Source organism: Streptomyces sp. NPDC004539 (assembly GCF_040610055.1).
Taxonomy (GTDB): Bacteria; Actinomycetota; Actinomycetes; order Streptomycetales; family Streptomycetaceae; genus Streptomyces.
On sequence record NZ_JBEXLS010000003.1, the window covers coordinates 652,256 to 670,031 of the forward strand.

General features: G+C 71.4%; 13 protein-coding genes and 2 pseudogenes. 10 read left to right on the forward strand and 5 right to left on the reverse strand.

The features are described 5' to 3' along the window. Positions 1-193: 193 nt before the first annotated feature. From ABZX85_RS09390 to ABZX85_RS09410, 5 genes are all read left to right on the forward strand, one after another. Positions 194-1,477: an extracellular solute-binding protein gene (locus ABZX85_RS09390; protein ID WP_355864111.1), complete on the forward strand. Its 1,284-nt coding sequence runs from the start codon at positions 194-196 to the stop codon at positions 1,475-1,477. An 81-nt stretch (positions 1,478-1,558) separates the two neighbouring features. Further along, positions 1,559-2,422, forward strand: coding sequence for a sugar ABC transporter permease (locus ABZX85_RS09395; protein WP_355864192.1), 864 nt, complete (start codon positions 1,559-1,561; stop codon positions 2,420-2,422). Then, positions 2,419-3,237, forward strand: a complete 819-nt coding sequence (locus tag ABZX85_RS09400; RefSeq protein ID WP_355864113.1) for a carbohydrate ABC transporter permease — start codon at positions 2,419-2,421, stop codon at positions 3,235-3,237. Before ABZX85_RS09395 ends, ABZX85_RS09400 begins: the two co-directional genes overlap by 4 nt. Before the next feature lie 130 nt (positions 3,238-3,367). Beyond that, positions 3,368-5,680 carry a glycoside hydrolase family 3 N-terminal domain-containing protein gene (locus tag ABZX85_RS09405; protein ID WP_355864115.1) on the forward strand — a complete coding sequence of 771 codons (2,313 nt, stop codon included), beginning with the start codon at positions 3,368-3,370 and terminating at the stop codon, positions 5,678-5,680. Positions 5,681-5,705: 25 nt separating this feature from the next. Then, positions 5,706-7,871, forward strand: coding sequence for an RICIN domain-containing protein (locus ABZX85_RS09410; RefSeq protein ID WP_355864117.1), 2,166 nt, complete (start codon positions 5,706-5,708; stop codon positions 7,869-7,871). A 21-nt stretch (positions 7,872-7,892) separates the two neighbouring features. On the opposite strand, the gene ABZX85_RS09415 is transcribed toward ABZX85_RS09410, so the two are convergent. Then, the gene (locus ABZX85_RS09415) at positions 7,893-10,133 is read right to left on the reverse strand and encodes an alpha-L-fucosidase (RefSeq protein ID WP_355864119.1); all 2,241 of its coding nucleotides are present in this window, start codon (positions 10,131-10,133) and stop codon (positions 7,893-7,895) included. Between the two features lie 191 nt (positions 10,134-10,324). Between ABZX85_RS09415 and ABZX85_RS09420 the strand changes: the two genes are divergently transcribed. Beyond that, positions 10,325-10,738, forward strand: a complete 414-nt coding sequence (locus ABZX85_RS09420; RefSeq protein WP_355864121.1) for a VOC family protein — start codon at positions 10,325-10,327, stop codon at positions 10,736-10,738. A gap of 4 nt (positions 10,739-10,742) precedes the next feature. Here the strand turns inward: ABZX85_RS09420 and ABZX85_RS09425 are convergent, their stop codons facing one another. From ABZX85_RS09425 to ABZX85_RS09435, 3 genes are read right to left on the reverse strand one after another with little or no spacing between them, the layout of a single operon-like run. Continuing rightward, positions 10,743-11,405: a response regulator transcription factor gene (locus tag ABZX85_RS09425; RefSeq protein WP_355864123.1), complete on the reverse strand. Its 663-nt coding sequence runs from the start codon at positions 11,403-11,405 to the stop codon at positions 10,743-10,745. Then, entirely contained in the window at positions 11,402-12,625 is a 1,224-nt protein-coding gene (locus ABZX85_RS09430) for a histidine kinase (protein ID WP_355864125.1), read from the reverse strand. The genes ABZX85_RS09425 and ABZX85_RS09430 overlap by 4 nt, the downstream gene beginning before the upstream one ends. A gap of 9 nt (positions 12,626-12,634) precedes the next feature. Then, positions 12,635-13,879: a DUF418 domain-containing protein gene (locus tag ABZX85_RS09435; protein ID WP_355864127.1), complete on the reverse strand. Its 1,245-nt coding sequence runs from the start codon at positions 13,877-13,879 to the stop codon at positions 12,635-12,637. 287 nt (positions 13,880-14,166) lie between these two features. On the opposite strand from ABZX85_RS09435, the gene ABZX85_RS09440 reads away from it, so the two are divergent. From ABZX85_RS09440 to ABZX85_RS09455, 4 genes and pseudogenes are all read left to right on the forward strand, one after another. Continuing rightward, positions 14,167-15,384: a hypothetical protein gene (locus ABZX85_RS09440; RefSeq protein WP_355864129.1), complete on the forward strand. Its 1,218-nt coding sequence runs from the start codon at positions 14,167-14,169 to the stop codon at positions 15,382-15,384. A gap of 220 nt (positions 15,385-15,604) precedes the next feature. Continuing rightward, positions 15,605-15,958: pseudogene (locus tag ABZX85_RS09445) on the forward strand (transposase); the annotation flags it as partial. Positions 15,959-16,182: 224 nt separating this feature from the next. Beyond that, positions 16,183-16,923, forward strand: a complete 741-nt coding sequence (locus tag ABZX85_RS09450) for an AzlC family ABC transporter permease (protein WP_355864131.1) — start codon at positions 16,183-16,185, stop codon at positions 16,921-16,923. Continuing rightward, the gene (locus tag ABZX85_RS09455; RefSeq protein ID WP_355864194.1) at positions 16,916-17,245 is read left to right on the forward strand and encodes an AzlD domain-containing protein; all 330 of its coding nucleotides are present in this window, start codon (positions 16,916-16,918) and stop codon (positions 17,243-17,245) included. Before ABZX85_RS09450 ends, ABZX85_RS09455 begins: the two co-directional genes overlap by 8 nt. 15 nt (positions 17,246-17,260) lie before the next feature. Here the strand turns inward: ABZX85_RS09455 and ABZX85_RS09460 are convergent. Next, positions 17,261-17,776: pseudogene (locus ABZX85_RS09460) on the reverse strand (phosphatidylglycerol lysyltransferase domain-containing protein); the annotation flags it as partial.

A 17,776-nucleotide genomic window follows, 5' to 3' on the forward strand; every position in this document is an offset into this window, starting at 1 on the left:
CGTGGCCGAATCACGCCGCCTAGCGTGACCGACGCCGGTTCAGCCGCAGGTCGGCAGGGCGCACACCCCGCGCCCGGCATCTGGCGGCGACCGCCCCCACTCCCCATCTCCCAGCGCGCGCAGGCCCGGGACGGCCTGTCCGGTGCGGCACACCCGCGACGGGGATTCCGCCGAATCCGAAAGGTGTTCAACGATGAACAGAGTCTCCCGACGGTGGTTCCTCACCGCCTCGGCCGCCACCGCGCTGAGCGTCGGCGCGGCCGGCTGCGGCTCCTCCGGCAGCACCGCCTCCTCGCCCACGGGCGACGTCGACCTCTGGATGCTCCAGGACCCCACCAACCCGGTGTCGAAGGCCGCCGTGGACACCTTCAACGCGGCCGGCAAGGGCAAGGTCAGCATGTCCGTGATCGCCACGGACGGCTACAAGGACAAGCTGCGCACCGCGATGGGCTCCTCGAAGATGCCCGGGATGTTCTTCAACTGGGGCGGCGGCAGCCTCGACGACTTCGTCGGGGCCGGCAAGCTCGTGACCCTCGACCCCGCCCTCGAAGCCCACTTCCTGCCCTCCGCGCTGGCCGCCGGCAAGGTCGGCGGCGCGTTCGTCGGCGTCCCCTGCCGGGGCACCCAGCCGGTGTTCCTCTTCTACAACAAGAAGCTGTTCACGGACGCGGGCGTCCAGCCGCCGACGACCTACGCGGACCTCCAGCACCTGGTCACCGTCTTCAAGGGCAAGGGTGTCACCCCCTTCGCGCTCGCCGGGAACGCGGGCTCGTCCTGGACCGAGCTGATGTGGGTCGAGTACCTCGTCGACCGGCTCGCGGGCCCCGGACTCTTCCAGAAGATCGCGGGCGGCGACTGGTCGCAGTGGAAGGACCCGGCGATCCTCAAGGCCGCCCGGATGATCGAGGAGCTGGTGGACAGCGGCGCCTTCGGCAAGAACTTCGGCTCCGTCAGCTACGGCTCCGGCGGCACCAGCACCCTCCTCAACAAGGGCAGGGCCGCCATGGTCCTGATGGGCTCCTGGGAGTACGCCCAGCAGCAGAGCGAGGCCCCCGACTTCGCCAGGAACGGCCTGGGGTACGTGCCCTTCCCGGCCGTCGAGGGCGGCCAGGGCGACCCCGCCGACGTGGTCGGCAACCCCACCAACTACCTCTCCGTCACCAAGAACGCCGCGAGCAGCACCGCCGCCGCGTTCCTCGCCACCACCTACAGCGACAGCTACGTCCAGGGCCTCGTCGAGAAGGGCGAGGTGCCCGTCACCGCGAACGCCGCCCAGTTCCTCGCCAAGGCCGCCGACCCCGCGTACGCGAAGTTCCAGTACGACCTCGTCCGCAACGCCCCCGCCTTCACCCAGTCCTGGGACCAGGCCCTCGGCCTCACCCTCGGCACCCCGCTGCTCACCGAGATCCAGAAACTCTTCAACGGACAGAGCTCCCCGGAACAGTTCGTCGACGCGGTGCTGGCCGTCAAGAAGTAGAAGGGCACGTCCGTGGTCTCCGTCACGACTTCGCGGCCCGCGACCGCCCGCAAGGCCCGCGACCACGCCGCTCCACCCGCTCTGGAACGGCCGGGCCTCGCCTGGGCACTGCCGGGGCTGCTGTTCTTCCTCGTCTTCGCCGTCGTCCCGATGGCCGGCGTCCTCTACCTCTCCTTCACCCACTGGGACGGCCTGTCCGCGCCGCGGTTCACGGGGACGGAGAACTGGTCGCGGTTCCTCGGCGACGGCCAGGTCCGCCAGGCCACCCTCGTCACCGGCGTCCTCCTGATCGGGAACATCGCCGTACAGGCGCCCGTCAGCATCCTCCTCGGCGTCTGGGCGGCCGGCCACCAGCGCAACCGGGCCGTGCTCTCGGCGGTGTTCTTCCTGCCGCTGCTGCTCTCCACCGCCGCCACCGCCATCATGTGGCGCCAGCTCCTCGACCCCAACTTCGGACTGCCCGCCTCCGTCCGCTGGCTCTTCGGCGGCAACCCCCTCGGCACCCAGCAGGGCGCCATCGCCTGCCTGATCCTCGTCACCAGCTGGCAGTTCGTTCCCTTCCACAGCCTCCTCTACCAGGGCGCGGCCCGCGCCGTCCCGCAGACCCTCTACCAGGCGGCGGCCATCGACGGCGCCGGCCGCGTCCGCCAGTTCTTCCACATCACGCTGCCCCAGCTCCGCAACACGATGATCACCTCGACGGTCTTCATGGTCGTCGGCGGACTCACCGCCTTCGACGTCGTCCTGCTGCTCACCGACGGCGGCCCCGGCACCGACACCTCGATCCTCCCCTACGCCATGTACCGCACCGCGTTCCGCACCTACGACTACGGCTACGCCAGCGCCATCGCGAGCTTCCTGCTCCTGCTGGCCACCGGCGCCTCGGTCCTGCTCACCAGGCTCAGCGGATACGACAAGATGACGAGCACCCTGGAGGGGCTGTGAGGACCCGCCCCAACCACGCCGCCGGGTTCGCCGCGTGCGTATGGCTCCTGATCATCGGGGTCCCGCTGTACGCGCTGGTGAACACCGCGCTGCAACCGCAGACCACGTACATCGACAAGGGCCCGGTCTCCGTGCCGTCGAAGGTGACCCTGGACAACTTCCGCACGGTCGTGGACAGCGGGTTCCTCCACTACATCGGCAACACCCTCGTCGTGGCCGTCGCCACGGTCGCGATCGTGCTCCTCCTCGGGGTGCCGGTCAGCTACGCCGTCGTCCGAGGGCGGGGCCCGCTCACCACGAGCGTGTTCCGGCTGTTCCTCCTCGGCCTCGCGATCCCCTCCCAGGCCGTGATCATCCCGCTCTTCCTCATCGTCAACGACCTCGGCCTCTACGACAGCCTGTGGGGGATCATCCTGCCCACCGCCGCGTTCGCGCTGCCGGTGAGCGTGCTCGTCCTCAGCGGCGGGATGCGGGACATCTCCACCGAGCTGTACGAGGCGATGGCCCTGGACGGCGCGAGCCCGGCCCGCACGCTGCTGACCCTCGTCGTCCCGATGGCGCGGTCCGCGATCGCCACCGCGTCCGTCTTCACCGCGCTCCAGGCGTGGAACGGGTTCCTCTTCCCGCTGATCATGACCCAGTCGGACGACACCAAGCTCGTCACGCCGGGCCTGTACAACTTCGTCTCCCAGTACGGGGCGAACGTCCCCGCGCTGCTGGCGGCGGTACTGCTGTCGGCGGTGCCCATCCTCGTCGTCTACCTCTTCGCGCGCCGGGCCCTCGTCGCCGGACTGATGGGGGCCGGCGGCAAGTAACCCGCCGGGGGCACCGGGCAGGCGGCAAAAAGGGCTCCCCCCATACGACTTCAAGCGGCTCCCGCCGTACGACTTCACCCGAACCGGACAGGCGGCTTCGCCCTGCCCGAAAACAGCGAAGGACACGACCTTGACGATCAGTGACGCGCGCCCGACGACCGGGCTGTGGAGCGACCCGGCCCTGCCGGCGCCCGTCCGCGCACGGGCCCTGCTGGCGGCGATGACCCCGGCGGAGAAGGTCGCACAGCTCGGCAGCACCTGGCCCGACCACGACGGCGGCGGCGACGTCGCGCCCATGCAGGAGACGTTCCGGGGCGCCGACCGCTTCGAGGAGGCCGTCACCGGCGGACTCGGCCAGCTGACCCGCGTGTTCGGCACCGCGCCCGTCGACCCCGAGGACGGCCGCCGGCGGCTCGCGGAACTCCAGGAACGCGTCGTCGCCGCCAACCGCTTCGCGGTCCCCGCCCTCGCCCACGAGGAGTGCCTGACCGGCTTCTTCACCTGGCGGGCCACCGTCTACCCGACCCCGCTCGCCTGGGCCGCCACCTGGCACCCGGACCTCGTCGGCCGGATGGCGCGGGCGATCGGCGCGGACATGGCGGCCGTCGGCGTCCACCAAGGACTCGCCCCCGTCCTCGACGTCGTCCGCGACTACCGCTGGGGCCGCGTCGAGGAGACCCTCGGCGAGGACCCCTACCTCGTGTCGGAGCTGGGCCTGTCCTACGTCCAGGGCCTCCAGTCGTCCGGTGTCGTCGCCACCCTCAAGCACTTCGCCGGATACTCCGCCTCCCGCGCGGCCCGCAACCACGCCCCGGCCGTCCTCGGCCCCCGGGAACTCGCGGACGTCGTCCTCGTCCCCTTCGAGAAGGCCGTCGTCACCGGGCGCGTCCGGTCGGTGATGAACGCCTACAACGACATCGACGGCGTGCCCTGCGGCGCCGACGAGTCCCTGCTCACCGGGCTGCTGCGGGACACCTGGGGCTTCGAGGGCACCGTCGTCTCCGACTACTGGGCCGTCGCCTTCCTCGCCTCCCTGCACCACGTCGCGGACGACGTCCGGGACGCGGCCCGCCTCGCCCTGCGGGCCGGCATCGACGTCGAACTCCCGCACACCTCCGGCTACGGGCCGGCGCTCCTCGACGACGGCGTCCCCACCGCCCTCCTCGACCGCGCCGTCCTGCGGGTCCTCACCCAGAAGGCCGAACTCGGCCTCCTCGACCCCGACTGGAAACCGGGCCGCTACACGGCCCCCGCCGACCTCGACTCCCCGGACAACCGCGCCCTCGCCCGGGAACTGGCCGAGCAGTCCGTCGTCCTCCTCGACAACCCGCACGGCACCCTCCCGCTGACCGGCGTCCGCACGGTCGCCGTGATCGGCCCCGCCGCCGACGACGCCCGCTGCCTGTTCGGCTGCTACTCCTTCCCCAACCACGTCCTGCCCCACCACCCCGGCACCCCCCTCGGGGTCGAGGCGCCGACCGTCCTCGACGCCGTACGCCGGGAGTTCCCCGAGGCCGTCGTGCGCCACGAGGCGGGCTGCTCCTTCACCGGCGACGACCGGACCGGCATCCGCGCGGCGGTCGAGGCCGCCGAGGCCGCCGACCTGACGGTCCTCGTCGTCGGGGACCGGTCCGGGATGTTCGGCGAGGGGACGTCCGGCGAGGGCTGCGACGTCGGCACGCTGACGCTGCCCGGCGCGCAGGAGGCACTGGTGGAGGCGGTCCTCGCCGCCGCGCGCCGCAGTGTCCTCGTCACCGTCTCGGGCCGCCCCTACGCGATCGGCCGGCACTGCGCGGCGGCGGACGCGGCCGTCCAGGCGTTCTTCCCCGGCGAGGAGGGCGCGGCGGCGATCACCGGGGTCCTCTCCGGGCGCGTCAACCCCTCCGGGCGGCTGCCCGTGCAGATCCCCGGCGACAGCGCGGGCCAGCCCGGCACCTACCTCGCCCCGCCGCTCGCCCTCAAGAGCGACGGCGTCAGCAACATCGACCCGACGCCCGCCCACCCGTTCGGGCACGGGCTGTCGTACACGACGTTCGCGGTGGCCGGCGTCCACGCCGACGCGCAGAGCCTCGCGGCCGACGGGGCGGTGACCGTGCGGGCCACCGTCACCAACACCGGGTCCCGCGCGGGGGTGTTCGTCCCGCAGCTCTACCTCACCGACCCCGTCGCCTCCGTCACCCGGCCCGTCCGCCAGCTCATCGGCTTCACCCGGGTCGAACTCGCCGCCGGGGAGAGCCGGGCCGTGGAGTTCGACGTCCACGCGGACATGACCAGCTTCACCGGCCGCGACCTGCGCCGCCGGGTCGAACCCGGCGCGATCGTGCTGACCGTCGCCGAGTCGGCGGGCGACCCGGGCCGTTCCGTACGGCTCGACCTGACCGGCGCCCCGCGCCTCGTCGACCACACCCGGACCATGACCACCCCGGTCAGGGTCCTTCCCTGACCCCACGTACGGAGGAGCCGCACTCATGCCGACGATCCCACGCAAGGCACTCGCCCTCGGAGCGGGCCTGATCCTCACCCTCGCCGCCGCCACAGGAGCGGCGGCCTACCAGCCGTCCTCGTCCAGCCTGTACGTCGCCGACAACCCCGCCACCTGCAACAAGCACCCCTGCGTCCTCTACCCCAAGTCCGCCCAGCTCCCCGGCGGCCGGCTGGTGGCCGCGTTCGAGAACAGCCAGGGCGCCCCCGTCGGCCAGACGATGCCCGTCTACAAGAGCGACGACGACGGCACGACCTGGCAGAAGCTGTCCGACGTCAAGGCCCCCGCCTACCTCTCGAACGACCCGCGGTACGCGAAGTACACGAGCAACTGGACCAACCCGTACCTCTACGTCCTGCCCCAGTCCGTCGGGAACCTCGCCGCCGGCACCCTGCTCCTCGCGACCGTCGTCTCGGGAGACGACATGTACTACGAGGAGCAGAAGGCCGCCGACCCGAACTGGACGCCCTCCGGGGACGGCGACCGCAAGGACGTCGCGATCGCCCTCTACTCCAGCACTGATCAAGGGGCCGACTGGAGCTTGCAGAACATCGTCGCGGCCGGCGGCTGGGCGGGCTCGAAACTGTCGGCCGCCAACACCCACGCCCAGAAGGACCCGGTCTGGGAGCCGTACCTGTACGCCCGGAACGGACAGCTCGTCGCCTACTACTCCGACGAGAACGACTACACCGGCTACGACACCGCCACCGGCGTCCCCACCCTCGACCCCGCCAACGACACCCGGACCGACTCCGGCGGTCAGATCCTCGCGCACCGCACCTGGAACGGCGTCAGCGCCTCCGCCTGGAGCGGGCCGGTCGTCGACATCCCCGGCAGCACCGTGAACAACGGCGGCACCAGCGAGATCGGCGGCGGGCGCCCCGGCATGACGACCATCGCCCCGACCACCGACGGCAAGTGGCTGCTGACCTACGAGTGGTGGGGCGGCGGCACGAACACCCGGTACCGGATCGCCGACGACCCGCTGAAGTTCTACGCCGCCGCGTCCGGCGACGGAGCGGTCACCGCGCTGCCCGTGCCCTCCGGCGGCCGGGCCCTCGCGACCGGCGGCAGCCCGGTGCTCGTGCCCCTGCCCGACGGACGCATCGTCTACAACGCGGCGGGCAGCGGCAGCGTCTGGGTGAACGAGTCCGGCCTCAGCACCGGAGCCTGGAAGGAGTACCAGACACCGGTCACCTCCGGGTACAGCCGCGCCCTCCAGTACGACGAGAACACCGGACGCGTCGTCATCCTCCAGGCCGGGTTCGGCGGTGGCGGCACCGGGCCGGTGCGGTACGGCGAGACCGACCTCGGCCGCTCCCCGCAGACCACCTACTACACCCTGGTCAACCGGCTCACCGGCCAGGTCCTCAGCCCCGAGGCCGGCCGGACGCAGGACGCGAACCTCACCGGCGACACCCCCGACCTCGTCCTCGCCGCCCGCAACTCCGCGGACGACGCCCAGCGCTGGCACACCACCGCGAACGGCTCGGCGGTCAGCCTCCTCAACAAGACCGGCGGCCGGGCCGTCGGCATCTGGACCGGCAACGCGACCGCCGGCCAGAAACTCGCCCAGTGGGTCGACGACGGCGCCACCGACAAACAGTGGACCCTCGTCGACTCCACCACCGGCGGCTACGTCAAACTCCGCTCGGTCCGCAACACCGGCCTCTACCTCACCGGCGCCACCGCGAACACCGCCGTCACCGTGGCCGCCGCGACGGACGACGGCTCGCAGGACTGGCAGCTCGTCGCCGACCCGCTGCCCACCGACGGCACCTTCACGCTCAAGGGCGCGGCCTCGGGGCGCTGCCTCGACGTGCCGAACGGGCAGACCGGCGTACAGGTGCAGCTCTACGACTGCTCCGGCAACGCCAACCAGACCGTCACCGCCACCCCGGCGGGTGAACTCCGCGTCTCCGGCAAGTGCCTGGCGGCGGCGGCCGACGGGACCACCTCCGGCACACAGCTGATCCTGTGGGCCTGCAACGGGAAGTCCAGCCAGAAGTGGTCGTCCCGGCTGGACGGTTCGGTCGTCAACCGCTCCAACGGGCTGGTGATCGACGTCGTCGGCGCGGGCACCGGGAACGGGACGAAGGTCCGGCTGGCCGACGTGCTCGGCTCCGCCTCCCAGCGGTGGAACCGGGGTTAGCCCGCCGCGGCGGCGGCCGGGTCACACCGTGGTGAACGTCCATTGCAGGTTGGTGCTGCCCGTCCAGGACCACTGCTTCGTGACGGAACCCTCGGGGACGCTGCCGCCGCCGTCCAGGGCGAGGCCGGTCGTGCGGTTGGTGACGGAGTAGCGGCCGTCGTCGCGGTGGGTGACGCGCCACTGCTGGTTCGGGCCGCCGTTCCAGGCGAGCTGGCGGCAGGGGGAGCCGTTCGCGGTGGCGCCCCAGCCGTCGGCGACCATGCCGTTCGCGCGGTTGACCAGCTTGTAGTAGCCGTCGTCCAGGGCGACCGCCTGCCACTGGAGGTTGGGGCTGCCGTCCCAGGTCCACTGCTTGAGGTTCGCGCCGTCGGCCACGGCGCCGCCGCTGTCCAGGACCAGTCCGCTGGTCACGTTCGTCAGCTTGAACCAGGCCGCCGGGTCGAGCTGGACCTTGAGCGAGGCGACGGCGTCGTCGTTCCCGGTGGTGCGGAGGTCCGGGGTGTCGGCGGTGAACGTCCAGGACGTGCCGGTGAAGTCGTCGCCCGCGTAGCCGACGACCCGGTGGCCCGGGGCGAGCCGCAGCGAGGAGAGCGTGCGGGCGGGGAGACCGGCGAGGCCGAGCTGTTCGGCGGTGTAGTCGCCCACGGTCAGGACGGCCGCCGGGCCCCGGTAGCCGGCCTCCGGGTGGAACACCGCACCCGCGGCGGGCTTCAGGGACGGGATCGGGCCGGAGAAGGTGAGCTTGACGACGTAGGCGAGGGCGTCGAAGGGGGCGGACTGTGACGGCAGGGTGAGGTGCAGCCCGGTGGCGTCCTGCGTCGGGGCGGGCAGGGCGGTGTAGGCGCCGGGCGTCGGGGTCAGCAGCTGGGCGTTCGTGAGGGAACCGGTGTCGATGCGGGCGGAGTTCAGCGTCGCCAGCGTCAGTTCGGTGCCGGGCCAGCCGAGGGCCGTCGCGTACAGGACCGTACCCGCCTTGTTCCTGGTGAAGCGGATGTCCCGGGCGGTACCGGAGGTGGGGGTGGTGAAGGCGCCGCCGCCCATCTTCGTCGGGCCCTCGCCGTACGCCGTCCAGGCGCGGGTGTCGTAGACGGACTCACCGAACCGCCTCAGGTGGTCGCCGATGCCGAGCAGGATGTCCCGCTGGCCCTGCGGGATCGTTCCGTCGGCCGTAGGCGCGATGTTCAGGAGGACGGTGCCGTTCTTGCTGACCCGGTCGAGCAGCGAGTGCAGGATCTGGGCCGTCGAGTAGTAGCCGATGCCCTGCGTGTAGCACCAGCTGGAGCTGGAGATGCTGTCGTCCGTCAGCCAGTACGGCGCCATGAGGTCACCGGGGCCGCCCCGCTCGAAGTCGAAGACCTCGCCGTGCGGGCTGAGCCCGTCCTTGTAGGTGGCGACGACCTCCTTCCCCCACGCGTCGGCCTGGTTGTAGTAGTACGACAGGAAGTCGAGCCGCCGGGTCTCGTCGACCGCCTCCAGGTTGAAGTCCTGCCAGAGGATGTCCGGCCGCGACCGGTCGACGACCTCCTTGAGCTTGTCGTACCAGAGCTGGTTCTCCTCGGCCGCGCTCAGCTGCCCGTAGAACTTCTTGAGGCTGGGGTCCGACTGCGCGGGCGCGTTCTCGTAGAAGCCGGTGAAGTTGTAGGCGTGGTGCATCGCGACGAGCAGCTTGAGGTCCTTCGCGCGGATCGCGTCGGTGAACAGCCGCAGCAGGTCCAGCTTCGGCCCCTTGGCGGCCGAGTTCCACTCGTTGACCCGGCTGTCCCACATCGAGAACCCGTCGTGGTGCTCGGCGACCGGCCCCGCGAACCTCGCCCCGGCGTCCACGAAGAGCTGCGCCCACTCGGCGGGGTCGAAGTTCCCGCCGGCGGACCTCAGCTTCGGCGCGAACTGGACGGCGTTGCCCGCCAGGTCCCGTCCGCCGTCGACGAAGTAGTGGTACGGCCACGCCGACGGGCTGCCGTAGGTCGCGACGTGATGCCTGTTCGCATTGCTCCCGCTCGCGTACATGTTCCGCGGGTACCACTCGTTGTCGTACGCCGGGACGCTGAACGCGCCCCAGTGGAAGTAGATCCCGAACTTCGCGTCCCGGAACCACTCCGGGGCCGCCGGGTGCCGGTTCACCGACGGCCAGTCGGGGGTGTACGCGCCCGGCCCGGCCGCGAGCGCGGTACCGGCGCCGAGCCGGCCGGTCACGGTCGAGGCCGCCGCCACGGCGGTGGCGGCGGCCAGGAAATGACGCCGGCTCAGGGGGTTCGGGGACACGGAGACCTCCGGGGGTGGGGGTGGGCGCGAAGACGTCGACCGTCAGGAAGGTCGGTCACGTGACCACTCCATGTCAACGGTTCGGACAGAGATTGATGGGATGTCCGATGCGTTCTGGCCCGCTGGATGCACTCCAGAAGCGGAAATGGCCTAGATACATCCCATCTAAAAGTCTGTGGCAAGATCGCGGGATGCTACGACTCACCGACTTCATCATCGACTGCCCGGACACGATGAAGCTGGCCGCCTTCTACTCCGAGGTGACAGGGCTCCCGGTCAAGGAGGACAGCACCGACTTCTGGGCCGGCATCCGGTTCGGCGCGATCGAGCTGGCCTTCATCCGGGTGGACGACTACCGCGCCCCGCGGTGGCCCGACAGCGAGCACCCCAAGCAGTTCCACCTCGACTTCGAGGTCGACGACATCGAGGCCGAACAGCGGCGCGTCCTGGCCCTCGGCGCGAGCCTGCGACGCGACTGCGTCGGCCCCGAAGGCTACGGTTTCCGCGTCTACACCGACCCCGTCGGCCACCCCTTCTGCCTCTGCCGCAACAAGGGCGTCGTCTGGACGGACGAGGGGCCGGCCTGGCCCGAGCGCGGCCAGTAGGCGGCTACTTCCCGGCGCCGGGGCTGTTGGCGGGGGTGGTCAGGCCGGAGCGGTTGGCCAGCAGGGCGGCCTGGACCCGGGTGCGGAGCCTGAGTTTGGTCAGGATGCTCTGGACGTGCGTCTTGACCGTGCTGTCCTCGATGTGGAGTTCCCGGGCGATCTGGGTGTTGCTCAGCGCGTGGCCCAGCAGGGTCAGGACGTCCCGCTCCCGGGGGGTCAGGGTGTCGGGGAGCGGGGCCGGGTCGTCGTGCGTGACGCGGGTGATCAGCCGCCGGGTGGGGCCGGGGGAGACGAAGCCCTCGCCCCGGGCGACCGCGCGGATGCCTTCCAGGAGGGTCGTCGCCGGATCGTGCTTGAGGACGAAACCGGCGGCGCCCGCGCGCAGGATGCCGAAGAGGTACTCGTCGAGATCGAACGTCGTCAGCGCGAGGACGGCCGGGGGGCCGGGCAGGTCCATGATGCGGCGGGTCGCGTCGACGCCGTTCAGGTGCGGCATCTGGATGTCCATCACGACGACGTCCGGGCGCAGCCGGGCCGTGAGTTCGACGGCGTGCCGCCCGTCCGCCGCCTCCCCGACCACCTCCAGATCGGGTTCGACGTCGATCATGATCCGCATGCTGGTGCGGACCATGTCCTGGTCGTCGGCGAGCAGTATGGAGACGGTCATCGGGTCCTCTCGGGCAGGGGAAGGGTCGCCTCGACGGTCCAGCCCCCACCGGGCCGGACCCCCGCGCTCACGCGGCCACCGCACAGCGCCGCACGCTCACGCATCCCGGTGATCCCGTGACCGGGCGGCGCCCCCGGCACACTGTCACACCCCTCGTCGTCGACCCGCAGCCGCACCCCGTCACCCCGGTACTCGACCCGGACGACCGCCCGGGGCGGCCGGGCATGACGGCTCACGTTCGCGAGGGCCTCCTGGAGGATGCGGTACCCGGCGAGATCGAGCGCGCCGGGCAGGGGGACGGGGGTGCCGTCGACGACGACCTCGACCTCGACGCCGGCCAGCCGGGCGAAACCGGCGAGTTCACCGACGTCCGTCAGCGAGGGCGGGGCGCCGGTGAGCGCGGGGCCCGGATCGCCGCCGCGCAACGTGCCCAGCATGCTGCGCAGTTCACCGAGCGCGCTGTCGATCTCCGTCCCGATCTCGTCCAGCGCCCTGCTCTCCGGGGTCTCCGGGGGCTTGCGGACATGACCGGCCGCCGTGATCCGCATCGACACCGCGCTCAGCCGGTTGGCCACCACGTCGTGCAACTCCCGCGCCAGCCGCAGCCGTTCACCGTGCGCGGCGGCCCGCGCGTCCAGCTCCCGCAGCCGCTCGGCCTGCGCCGCCTGCGCCGTCGCGAGCTGGATACGGCCGCGTACGGCGTCGGCGGCGGCGCACAGGACCAGCGGGACGAAGGCCGACGTGACGGCGTCGTACAGCAGCATCGTCGTGGGGACGTCGGCGCGGCCCATCATCTGGACGCTCTGGAGGCACTCCAGGGTGATGCAGGCGCCGAGCACGGAGATCGCGGCCAGCCGCATCCGGCGGGTGCCCTCGGCGATCTGGCCGAACACCACGACCCACAGGGCGGCCTGAGCCATCGTCGGCAGCAGCACCGAGTCCGGGAAGGACACCACGGACACCCACGACACCAGATACCCCAGCCCGGCCACCACGAGCGCCGCCGTCGGACGGGTACGGCGCCAGGCCAGCGAGACGCCCAGCGTGGCGCCCGCGACGCCGATGACGACCAGCCAGTACATCGTGAACCCGAACCAGTGGAACTCACCGACGTCCAGCCCGGCGGCCACCGCGATCAGGGCGGCGACGGTCGCGCGGTGCGGGCGGGGGAGGACGGGCTCGGGGGGCGGTACGGGCCGGCCGTTCGGCATGCTGCTCATGAGACTCCGTTACGGGACGTCGACGTGCTCTTTCCTCGCCCGCTCCCGCCCGGCAGCGGCCTCTTCGGCCCGCCCGCGGTCCCGGCGGCGGAACGGCGCCTCGACCGCGGCCCGCCACACCAGTTCGAACGGCCCCTGCGGGAAACGCCGTAGCCACAGGGACGCGGCGAGCATCAGTATCCCGCTGATCACCGCCCAGGCGAGCACGGTACCCACACTGTCCAAGGGGCCGAGCCGCAGCCCCCACGAGTTGAACGCTGCCATCGCCAGGACGTTCTGGAGCATGTAGCACGAGAGGGCGGTACGGCCCACAGCGGCGAACCGTCTGCCGAGGAACCCGGTTCCGCCCCCGCGCCTCAGCAGCACCAGGACCAGGCCCAGATACCCGAAGGCCACGACCGGCGCGACCGTGTACCGGGACAGCGTGACGAGCACGTCCCCGCCGGGCAGCCCCAGAGCGGGCCACACCGTCAGCGGGACCCCCGCACCCAGGCCGCCCGCCGCCAGCCACACGCTCAGCCGCCGGGCCCGCGCGTCCGCCGTGAACAGCCCGGCCCGCCACAGCAGTACGCCGGTCAGGAACAGGAACGCCGACAGCGGGGGAGCGATGACGAACGCCTCCGACCGCAGATTCCAGAAGTCCCCGAGCCGGTTCGCGACCTCGTCCACGTACGAGACCGGCTCGGGCAGCGGGACGCGGTCACCCGTCGTCGACGCGTCCGGCGGCAGCTCCCGCGCGCTGTGGTCCTGGGTGCTCAGCACGCTCCGGTACTCCATGACGAGATGGAACGCCCCCGCCAGCGCGGTGGCCGCCACCAGCCAACGGGTCCGCAGCCGCAGCAACGGCGCGACGACCATCGCCACCAGCGCGTACCCCATGAGGATGTCGAACTCGAAGACCAGCGCGAAGTGCAGGAAACCGTCCGCGAGAAGCAGCAGCGAACGCCACTCGTAACGCCACGGCCAGCGGTGGCCCCGGCGGAGCGCGGACTCGAACTGGATGGCCATACCGACGCCGAAGAGGATCGACAACAGGGAAAGGAACTTCCCGTTCGACACCATGGTCGAGATATCCGCGATGCGTGTCTGCCAGGTCTCGGAAAAAAGACCTGTCAACGCCTCCCCTTTTATTTCGTACGAGTCCCATCCGGCGGGGGCGAAGATCCAGATATTGGTGAGCAACGTACCGATGACCGCCAGTCCGCGCAGCACGTCCAGGGAGGCGACGTGCCCTACTGTATTGGCTTTTTGCATGTCGTGAGGCTAGGTGGGGCTGGAGGACCGCCACCTCGTTCGAAAGGAGGGAACGGGCCTCATCACTTTGGGGGAGACGGCCGGTCGGGCTCCGGGAACGGGATCGCATTGCCACCTGGGACACGCTGCTGAAAGGCTTTCTGGAAATAGTCTCGAAGAAATATCGGGGCGCGTTGAGCAGGGCGCCGGACGGTCGCGTACTCATCCCCGAACGCAGGCGCCGCGTTATGAGAATCCGGCCGGCCGACCACCGGCGGACGCCACCCCCCCTTGATTCGGATTGGGGCATGACTATGTCCAGGGCTCTTCCCAAGTACCGTAAAGGCCGTATCGCTCTGATCGGCGGTTCGGCCGCCGTCGTGCTGTCCGGCGCCGTGATCGCCGGTTCCGCGCTGGCCGGGCAGTCCGGTTCGGACAATTCCGCGGCCACGACGAAATCGGCCGCCTCCGCGGTGAACTGCCCGGACGTCGCGGGCCGGTTCCAGGCCGTTCCCGCCGCCGCGCAGGCCGCGGTGAACCGTGAGCTGGCGCAGCTGACCGCGCAGATCCAGGAGGCGAACAACCGCCTCGCCACGTCGACCGGACAGGGCGGTGCCGGCTTCGTCCAGAACGCGATCCTGACGCCGCTCAAGGACAAGCGCGTCGCCACGATCAACCGCATCGCCCAGGCGGCCGGCACCGCGCTCGCCGCCCAGCAGGTCGACACCCTCGCCACCTGCGGACTCGGCAACGCCGGAAACGCGGGCAACGCCGGCGGCGACAACACGGGAAACAACTGCGACGCCGGGGGCGCGGCGCAGGGGAACGCGCAGGGGAACGCGGGGAACAACGCCGGGGGCGCCGGACAAGGGAACGCCGGAGGTGCCGCCGCGCAGAACAACGGGGGGATGCGGCAAGGGCAGAACAACGGGGCGGCCGGTCAGCAGCAGGGGAACGGGGGCGGCGACAACGCCGGGGGCGCGGAGAAGGGTGACGAGCAGGCCGGGGCGGCGCAGCAGGGCAACGCCGGTGCCGCGCAGGGCAACGCCGGTGCGCAGGGTGGCAACTGCGGGAACGGCGCCGGTGCGGGCAACAATGCCGGTGGGGGAGCCGCTCAGCAGGGCAACGGGGGTAACGACAACGCCGGTGGAGCGGCTGACAACAACGGCAACAACAACGGCGGCAACAATGCCGGTGGAGCTGCCCAGAACAACGGCAACAACAACGCCGGCGCCGTGAAGACCGTCAACTGTCCTGACGTCGCCTCCCGCCTCCGTGCCGTCCCCGCCGCCGCGCAGGCCGCCGTGAACCGTGAGCTGGCGCAGCTGACCGCGCAGATCCAGGAGGCGAACAGCCGGCTGGCCTCGGCGACCGGTCAGGGCGGTGCCGATTCCGTACGGAGGGCTGTTCTGAACCCCCTCAAGAACGCGCGTGTCGCGACGATCAAGCGGATCGTCCGGGAGGTCGGCGGGCAGGCCGGCCGGCGGCAGGTGAACGCGCTCGCGACCTGCACCGTCAACCAGTAGCCAGTAAGGAGCGGCCGGACGACGACAGCACCGTGGCCGCTCGGGCAAGTCCCAGCCCGAGCGGCCACGGCGTCGCCCGCTTCGGCGCACCGCCTCCTCATTTCGGCGGAGAAGGCCGCCCGGCTCCTTCAACACTTGGGAGGGTTCTGCCCTCGGCCCCCGCTCCCACCCCCGTCCAGCTCGTAGTTTGGTCCGGCCCCCCGACCACGAACGGAGCTGGATGAGGCATGCCGCCCCCTGGACCTGGATCGTCCCCGACGCCCTGTGGGAGACCGCCCGCCCCCTGCTCCCGGAACCCGGACCACGCCCCCAGGGCGGCGGAACGCCGCGCACGGCGGACGAGGCCCTGTTCGCAGCGATCGTCTACGTCCTGCTCAGCGGCTGCGCCTGGCGCTCACTGCCCCCCTGCTTCGGCATCTCGAAGTCGACGGCCCACCGGCGCTTCCTGATCTGGACGGACGCCGGCCTCTGGAACCGTCTGCACGAAGCCCTCGAACAACGCCCCGGGACAGCGGACTCGACGCCCCTGTCCCGCGACCTCCGCGACGCCGCCCGCCTCCGCACCGAGCCGGGCGCCAACACCCGGACCACGGACCCCTGGCCCACACCGGGACCCATCCCGAGATGCGCCACCTGCCCAGGCGCCGCCCCCGACCCACGTTGACGGCCCGGACCGAAAGCCCCTCGTGGAACGAAATCTCACGGGACGGCGCATCGAGGGAAGGAAATTGCTCGGGCGATCGTCCCGCCGGGGAAAGAGGAAATAAAATTCCGTGCGATTTCTCCTAATATTTCCTTATGGCGATATCCCTGGCTCCGGAATCGGAGTCGCATTCCGCACCCGAACCCGAAGGCGGTCGCGCCGCCCTGGCCGCGCTGAAGGACTCCGCGTCCGTGGGGCTCGGGTTCCTTCCGCTCGGTCTCGCGTTCGGCGCCCTGGTCGTGCAGTCCGGGCTCGCCTGGTGGTGTGCCGTCCTGTTCGCCGGGCTGATCTACGCGGGCTCCTTCGAGTTCCTGCTGATCGGGCTCGTCGTGACAGCCGCCCCGCTGGCCACCGTCGGACTCACCGCGTTCCTCGTGAACATCCGGCACGTCTTCTACACCCTCTCCTTCCCCCTCGACCGGATACGCGGCACTCTGGGCAGGGCGTACGGCACCTTCGCCCTGTCCGACGAGGCGTTCGCGCTGGCCACGGCCCGCGGTGCCCGTTCCTGGTCGGGGCGCCGGATTCTGTGGACGCAGGGATACCTCCACCTCTACTGGGTCACCGGCGCCACGCTCGGCGCCCTCCTCGGCTCCGTCGTCCCCGCCGGTCTCCACGGCCTCGACTTCGCGCTCACCGCGCTGTTCGCGGTCCTCGCGGTCGACGCGATCCGCGACTCGGCCGGCGACAAGGTCACCCCCGGCCTCGCCCTGGCCAGCGCCCTCGTAGCCAAGGTCCTCTTCCCCGGCGAGCTGCTGCTCACGGCGTTCGTCCTGTTCACCACCGCCCTCATGGCGAGGCGGCTGCTGACCGCCCGGAAGGAGCGCCGTGCCTGACACCGGCCATGTCCTCGCCGCCGTCGCGGTCGCCGCCGCGGTCACCTGGGCCCTGCGCGCCCTCCCGTTCACGGTGCTCGGGCCGCTCCGGTCCAGCGCGCTCGTCCAGTACCTGGGCCGCCGCATGCCCGCGGGCGTCATGGTGATCCTGCTGGTCTACTGCCTGCGCGACACGCGCGCCGAGGTGTCCGCCGTCCTCCCCACGGCCCTCGCCCTCACCGTCACCGTCGGCACCCACCTCTGGCGCCGCAACGCCCTCCTGAGCGTGGGCGCGGGCACGGCCGTGTACGTCACGCTGGTCAGCACCGTGTTCGTCGTGTGAGACGGGGGCGGGGGTGCGGCGGAGGAAGCGGGGGAGGGGGATGGCGAGGTCGACGAAGCCTTCGGCCTGCATGGCGGCGAAGCCGATGCGGGGGAGGTCGGCGGAGTTGCGGTAGACGACGAAGCGGGGTTCCCAGCGGGGCTGGAATTTGGCGTTGAATTTGTAGAGGGATTCGATCTGGAACCAGCGGGAGAGGAAGACGAGGAGGCCGCGCCAGGCTCGCAGGACGGGGCCGGCGCCGATCTTCTCGCCGCGGGCGAGGGCGGAGCGGAACATCGCGAAGTTGAGCGAGACCCGGGTGATGCCGAACTTCGGGGCTGCCTGGAGGGCGGCGACGATGAGGAGTTCGTTCATGCCGGGGTCGGCGGAGCGGTCGCGGCGCATGAGGTCCAGCGAAGCGCCGTCCTCGCCCCAGGGCACGAAGTGCAGAATCGCCTTGAGGTCGCCGTAGGTGTCGGTGGGGTCGTCGGGTTTGTGGGCGGTGGCGATGAGGCAGTCGCCGTCGGTGGGGTCGCCGATGCGGCCGAGGGC

Bases quoted from the DNA above. Each gene is read 5' to 3' on its own strand.
- ABZX85_RS09430 (WP_355864125.1), bottom strand. From the start codon at position 12,625: ATGAGCAGCATGCCGAACGGCCGGCCCGTACCGCCCCCCGAGCCCGTC.
- ABZX85_RS09410 (WP_355864117.1), top strand. From the start codon at position 5,706: ATGCCGACGATCCCACGCAAGGCACTCGCCCTCGGAGCGGGCCTGATC.
- ABZX85_RS09435 (WP_355864127.1), bottom strand. From the start codon at position 13,879: ATGCAAAAAGCCAATACAGTAGGGCACGTCGCCTCCCTGGACGTGCTG.
- ABZX85_RS09440 (WP_355864129.1), top strand. From the start codon at position 14,167: ATGACTATGTCCAGGGCTCTTCCCAAGTACCGTAAAGGCCGTATCGCT.
- ABZX85_RS09450 (WP_355864131.1), top strand. From the start codon at position 16,183: ATGGCGATATCCCTGGCTCCGGAATCGGAGTCGCATTCCGCACCCGAA.
- ABZX85_RS09390 (WP_355864111.1), top strand. From the start codon at position 194: ATGAACAGAGTCTCCCGACGGTGGTTCCTCACCGCCTCGGCCGCCACC.
- ABZX85_RS09425 (WP_355864123.1), bottom strand. From the start codon at position 11,405: ATGACCGTCTCCATACTGCTCGCCGACGACCAGGACATGGTCCGCACC.
- ABZX85_RS09420 (WP_355864121.1), top strand. From the start codon at position 10,325: ATGCTACGACTCACCGACTTCATCATCGACTGCCCGGACACGATGAAG.